The sequence below is a fragment of the Mordavella massiliensis genome (assembly GCF_016902415.1).
GTDB classification, from domain to species: Bacteria; Bacillota; Clostridia; order Lachnospirales; family Lachnospiraceae; genus Merdimonas; species Merdimonas faecigallinarum.
In genome coordinates, this window is the sequence record NZ_JACJLV010000073.1 from 1 (window position 1) to 6220 (window position 6220).

At 44.4% G+C, this 6220-nt stretch carries 5 protein-coding genes; all 5 read left to right on the forward strand.

The window, feature by feature from the left end; all coding sequences use genetic code 11:
* Nucleotides 1-134: 134 nt before the first annotated feature.
* Nucleotides 135-1679 carry an ABC transporter permease gene (locus H6A13_RS12375; RefSeq protein ID WP_204909852.1) on the forward strand — a complete coding sequence of 515 codons (1545 nt, stop codon included), beginning with the start codon at nt 135-137 and terminating at the stop codon, nt 1677-1679.
* A 125-nt stretch (nt 1680-1804) separates the two neighbouring features.
* A complete protein-coding gene (locus H6A13_RS12380; protein ID WP_204909853.1) occupies nt 1805-3094 on the forward strand; it encodes an ABC transporter permease in 1290 nt (429 codons plus the stop codon).
* A gap of 24 nt (nt 3095-3118) precedes the next feature.
* Nucleotides 3119-3757: an ABC transporter ATP-binding protein gene (locus tag H6A13_RS12385; RefSeq protein ID WP_204909854.1), complete on the forward strand. Its 639-nt coding sequence runs from the start codon at nt 3119-3121 to the stop codon at nt 3755-3757.
* A 45-nt stretch (nt 3758-3802) separates the two neighbouring features.
* Nucleotides 3803-5812 (forward strand): ABC transporter permease, encoded by a 2010-nt coding sequence (locus tag H6A13_RS12390; protein ID WP_204909855.1) that lies wholly within the window; start codon nt 3803-3805, stop codon nt 5810-5812.
* Nucleotides 5813-5814: 2 nt separating this feature from the next.
* Nucleotides 5815-6220, forward strand: a 406-nt coding sequence (locus H6A13_RS12395) for an ABC transporter ATP-binding protein (RefSeq protein ID WP_338043077.1), incomplete at its 3' end; no start/stop codon positions are given.

Below are 6220 nucleotides of genomic sequence, written 5' to 3' on the forward strand. Positions count from 1 at the left end.
ATGGTATACAGGTGAAAAAACTCATGGCCAAAGCGATGAAAAAACGGAAATAGTATACTATAATAAGATCAATTGTATTTACAAAGAGTAAACACGAATGTAATATAATGTACAAGGAAGGAAAAGTTGAAAATATGAATATTTTAGAAAGAGCGTTACTTTACCTGAAAAGGAAAAAAATAAAAAGTATGCTATTGTTTCTGACGCTGACGGTGATAACATCTGGCCTGTTGATTGGAATGGTGGTCTGGAAAGGTAGCCGGGACGAAATGAAGGAACTCCAGATGACTTATGGAAACAGCTTTAAGGTAACGGCGATCATTCCCAAAACGGCGGAAGATAAAAGACTTTGGGAGGAAACCGGAGATCAGCCCGGATATCCACAGTATCGCTATAAAGGATCCAAGGTAGATGATGAACTGATCAGACGGATCAGGGAAGTAGAAGGCGTAACGGCGTATTGTAAAGAATATACGCTGCTGTCTACCTATCTGCCGGAAATAGACTTGATTGATGGCCTTCACACATATATGGAAAAAGAAGAAGAGAAAAATGGAGGACCACTTGATGATTTGGGGTTAACGACGCCATGGCTTAATAAAAAGATAGTTGGATTGCAGGGATGTACGGACAGCACCTTGCTTCCTTATTTTCGGAGTAATACTCTGGAGCTTATTGAAGGAGATCCGATTCGCAAGGGGGATAAGTATCAGATTCTGATCTCCGATCAAGTAGCAAAAGATAATCAATTGGAGGTAGGGGATCAGATACGGGCGGCTCGCTTATATTATCCCGCGTTAGATAAAATGAGCCGGGAGGATAAGCGGAAAGAAGAAAAGCTTCCAATCACCGTAGAGTCCTGTTTCACGATAGCAGGAATTTTCCATGTAAATATCGGACAGTATATCAATGAATGGACTGTTGAGGAAGATATTGCCAATAATTTTATGTTTATAGATATTGACAGCCTGGCGGAGATGTACAAAGCAGATGGAGCGAAATATGGAGAGGCGCTTGATCCTTTATATACGGCTTCGTTTTTTGTAGATGATCCGGCCAGGCTGGACGAAATCATAACAGCTGTAAAAGGGATACCGGGGATTAACTGGAGTGATTATGACATTCGGGTAGAGACGTCCCTGTTTGAATCAGCGCTGCAGCCATTGGAAAGTATGAACAGTCTGGTGACTTTTCTAATAGTATTTCTTCTGGCGGTATGTCTTCTGTTTTTGATTCTGGTGCTTCGGATCTGGATAGGAGCCAGGAAGAAGGAGATAGGGATTTTGATATCCTTAGGTGAGACGAAAGGCAGAATACTGGGGCAGATGTTCTTGGAAGGTGGGATTTTACTTTTTGCCTCACTGATTCTGGCAGCAGGAATTACAGCGTGGAGCGCTGAACGTATTGGGAACGGCCTGTTGGATCAGATGAATTACCGGGAGGAAAAGGCTTCACAGACGGATCTGATAGAAGAGCCTACCAGTATGGAAGAGGTGGAAATCATGAATGAGCAGTTTCAGCTTAAGAATGAAGTAGATCCAGTGGAGAAACTGCCCTGCAGGCTGGAAGTTTCAGAAATTATGGTTGGCGGTGTATTGTTATATGCGATACTCGGTCTGGTGGTCTGGCTGGAAAGCGGAAAGATTTTTAGAACAAGTTTAAATGAATTGACAAGATAAAGTTTTGCTTATTGTCGATATTGTATGTATGAGTTTGGGAACAGCAAGTATTGATAAAGAGTATGAACATTTCCTGCAAAAAAGTTATTATCAAATAAAAGATTATTCAATAAAGGAGACCAGCTATGAACAGTTGGAAAAGGGCGCTTCTCTATGTCGGCAGAAGGAAAAAGAAAAGCCTGCTTTTGTTTCTGGTCATGTGGATCAGTCTTCTCAGTGTAATGACAGCAGTTGGCATCAGAAAAACCAGCCAGGCGGTGACAGCCGGACTAAAGGAGAAATTAAGCGGATATTTTACCGTGATACCGAACCTGGAGGTAGACGGGGCTGCAAGGAATCTGAATGACGGCCTTTGCAAAGAAATAGTCCAGACAGAAAACATGCTTACATACAATGGAAATGACGTGTTCTATATGAGTCTACCGGATGTGACACTGACGCCGGGAAGATTTACGGCAGCAGGAGAGGAAGAGGGTGCACATGCCGCCTGTTTTCTTGCCGCGACAAGAAGCGAGTATCAGGAACAGTTTTATCTGGATAATCTGAATCTGGTAAAAGGAGAGCATCTTCAGGAAGACGATGTAGGACAGGCGCTGATATCAACAGCACTTGCCAGAGATAACGGGCTGGAGATCGGAGATACCTTTCAAAGCATGGTGACGGAAAATTACAGGGGAACCAATGAAGCGGCGCTGGGAAATGTATATACCTATCAGGTGAAGGGGATCTTTCAGGTCAAGGAAGAATCTGAGCCGGACGCCGAACGTGCGGAGTTTGATTTTCCGGAAAACTATATTTTTATCGATATACAGACAGATCGGAAGATTGTATCAGATCTGCGCGGCGGCGAATTTGACTGGTATCGGAATGGCGTGAATTTTTACATCCGGGATTCGGCGCGATTTGAAGAGACATTAGAAGAGACCGCAGAGATGTTTCATTTTGATACGGATGGATATGAGATAGAGCAAAACAACGGGAAGTATCAAAGTTCTGCCGGGCCGCTGGAACGGGTGGGCTTTTTGACGGGAATCTTCATCGTGGTGATGATTGTGCTGGGGATCGTTATTTTGTATCTGATCCTGTTTTTGTGGATGAGAGACAGAAAACATGAGATGGGAGTCTATCTGGCCGCTGGAATAGGAAAGAAAGAGATTTTTGGACAGCTGATCCTGGAAAGCCTTCTGCTCTATGCAGTGTCAGCCATCGCCGCCGGACTGTGTACAGGAGCTCTGTCGGGAGTGGTCGGAAGGATGATGGCGGCAGGAATGACGGAGCTTGCAGGGTATTCGGGAGAAGCAGGATATATGCTGGCGACGGCAGCGGCAGGCTTTGTGGTTGTATTGGCGGCGGTAGGCATGTCGTTTTTATCGGTTGTCAGGATGACGCCCAAGGCAATTTTGTCATCGAATTAGAACCAGGAAAGGGGGAGGGAGCATATGGCAGTGTTAGAAGTAAAGGATGTAGGATACTATTATTTCAGTGATAAACCGGTGCTAAAAGGGGTTAACCTTTCTTTTGAAAAGGGGAAATTATATGCAATCTGTGGCCCATCAGGTTGTGGAAAAACAACGCTTTTGTCTCTGATCGGAGGGCTGGATGAGCCAAAGAGCGGAGAAATCCTGTATGAAGGACAAAATATCATGGAGAAAGGGAAAGGACTGGCCTGGCACCGGAGAAATAATGTGGCGTTCGTCTTTCAGAATTATAATCTGATCGAATATATGACACCAAAGGAGAATGTACTTTTGACGGCAAAGGAAGATCCGATACCGGTATTAGAAAGTTTGGGGATTACGAAGGAAGAAGCAGGAAGGAATGTACTGAAGCTGTCCGGCGGCCAGCAGCAGAGAGTGGCGATCGCCAGAGCCCTGGCGAGCCATGCGCCGGTGATTCTGGCAGATGAACCCACCGGGAATCTGGATGAAGATACAGCGGCAGAGATTACACAGATTTTAAAAAGTAATGCGCATAAGCAGGGGAGATGCGTGATCGTGGTGACACACTCGGATGCTGTGGCGGAGGAAGCGGATGTGGTGCTGAGGCTGGATCACGGGAAGATTGTGGAAGCGAAATAAGATTTAGCTATGATAAAAATGCTATAAGAGAGAGGAGCCTTAGAGATGTTAATGAAAATCATCCTGAAAAATTATCGCGTAAACAGTATGCAGTATCTGTCCTTTTATATCTGTAATATTGTTACCCTTGCGGTTATGTTTGTTTTTTGGGGGATTGTGGAAGCCTTTCTATCGATGGATACAAACGGGCTGTTCTTAGAAATTTCCGGAGAACTGTTGATGTCAGGTGTGATTGTTACAGTTGTTACTATCCTGATGATGTTTTATTCTCTGAAAAGTTATGTTCTGTATCGACTTAAAGATTACAGTATGATGTTAGTTTTGGGAATGAGAAAGAAGCGATTCTTTCTTACCCTCGGACTGGAATATTTCCTTGGATGTATTTGTTCTTTTGTGGTTGCCTTGTTACTGGGGAATCTGCTCCTGTGGGGAATAACGGCAATCATACGGACATATTTTCTGCAGGACATGCCTTATGCAGGAGGAGATGTTCGTGTATGGCTGTTGACTTTTGCTACAGGGCTGGTGCTGTCAATCGTTGTTTTTCTGGTGCTGGCCACCTGGTTGGAGAATAAAGACGCCGGTAATCTGATGCGCCTTGGAAAAACAGGCGGGAAATATCCGAAAAGTTACGGGTGGCTGATATTTTCCCTGTTGGGTATTATGTTTCTGTTCGTGGGATACCGGCTTTACAAAGCGCTTTGGTGGTACTGGATTTATGCGCATGGTTTCTGGATTGCGGCCATTGCTTTGATCCTTCTTCCGCTTGGAGGTCTGATCCTCGGAAAGCTGAAAAAGAAAAAAGGGTTTTATTTTCGCCATTTATTGAGGCTGAATACGCTGTACAGCAGATATCTGGGAAGCTTCGGCATCATATTTACGATGGTGGTCATCCATTTCTTTGTATTAGGATTTGCAGGCAATTTGATTGCGGGAAGATTCCCATTGGAACAGGGGTTGGAGCAATATCCCTATGACTGTGTTTGGATGGCGAGGGACACGGATCGGGATTATGCAGAAGAAGTGACAGAAAAGTATAACGGAAAAATGGATGCGGTCCCCATGTTCCGCGTGATGAATACAGAATTCACCGAGTGGATAGGAATTTCGGAGTCAGATTATGAACGGTTAACGGGTGAAAAGATTCAGCTGGAAGAAAGAGATGTGCTGGTCAGCGAACCAAGCAGAAAGACGGAACAGCGACAGGTGCTGTCTGAAAAGCCCAGGGAGATCTACTTATTCCCCGGGAAATATACAAAAGAGCATGAAAGCGATATCATGAAACAGACCGTTTCTGGTAATTTCCGGCCGGAGAATACGTTTCGGGAAGTAGCCAGGGTTTCCGAAAATGTATTTGGGGATTATACAGGAACGGTATATACAACGTCATCTTTTGGCTTTATAAATGCTGAACAGGTGGTGGTCTTTTCCGATAAGTTTTTTGAAGAACAGTATGTTCGTTTTTGCGACCTGGAGGAAGAACCAACTGTTATTTTTATATTTAGATTCCCGAATGGCGAAAAAGCGGATGGGTGTAATGACTTAAAAATGCATTTTGAGAAATATGGATTGAAAGACGCCCTGCAGGCTTCGTATGGGAATTATCCACAGGAAAACTTCTATATTGCGGAAGAGGTTCTGCAGAGAATGGAACATAATAATCTGTTTGTGCTGGTATACGGTGCGATATTAGGAATTTATTTATTTTGCTGTAGCCTGCTGCTGTATATAGTAAAGCTGATGTCAGATTTTGAGTTGTTCCGAAGAAAGTATGAAGTGCTGAATAATTTAGGAATGCGCTGGAAGGAACAGAAAAGAGCAATCCGCGGAGAAATATTGGCGGACACACGGATCGCTTCGATAGCAGCTGTTGTATTTTCCTGTATTTATATCGTATGTAGTATCCAGACAGCCGAAGAATATGGCCGGGCGCTGTGGGATGGATTCTTTGTGTTATGGCTTTTGTTTGCTGTTTTATACTGTGGCTTGAACTGGCTGGTTTCGGAAGGGATTGTCAGGTACATGGAGCATAAAATCAAGAAGGGGAGGGTATGATTATGCATGTGTTAGAGGTGGAAAATTTAATCCGTAATTATCAGAAGTCAGCATTGAAAAAGAGTGACGAGGATATCAAGGTCTTAAAGGGTCTCAACTTCTCTGTGGAGCAGGGAGAGTTCGTGGGCATCATGGGAAAGTCCGGGTGCGGCAAGACCACGCTTTTGAAGGTGCTGGGAATGATCGATAAGCAGACAGACGGCGTTGTGCGGTTTATGGAAAAAGACACCAGCAAGCTGTATGGCGACGAACTGGCCGATATCCGGAGAGAGCAGATTGGCTTTGTGTTCCAGGATTTCTATCTGATGGACAGCCTGTCTGTGGAGGAGAACATCATGCTGCCCATGATCCTGGGACAGGAGAAGGTAGACGTGATGACGAAGGCTGCCAGAAAGTATGCGGAGCAGT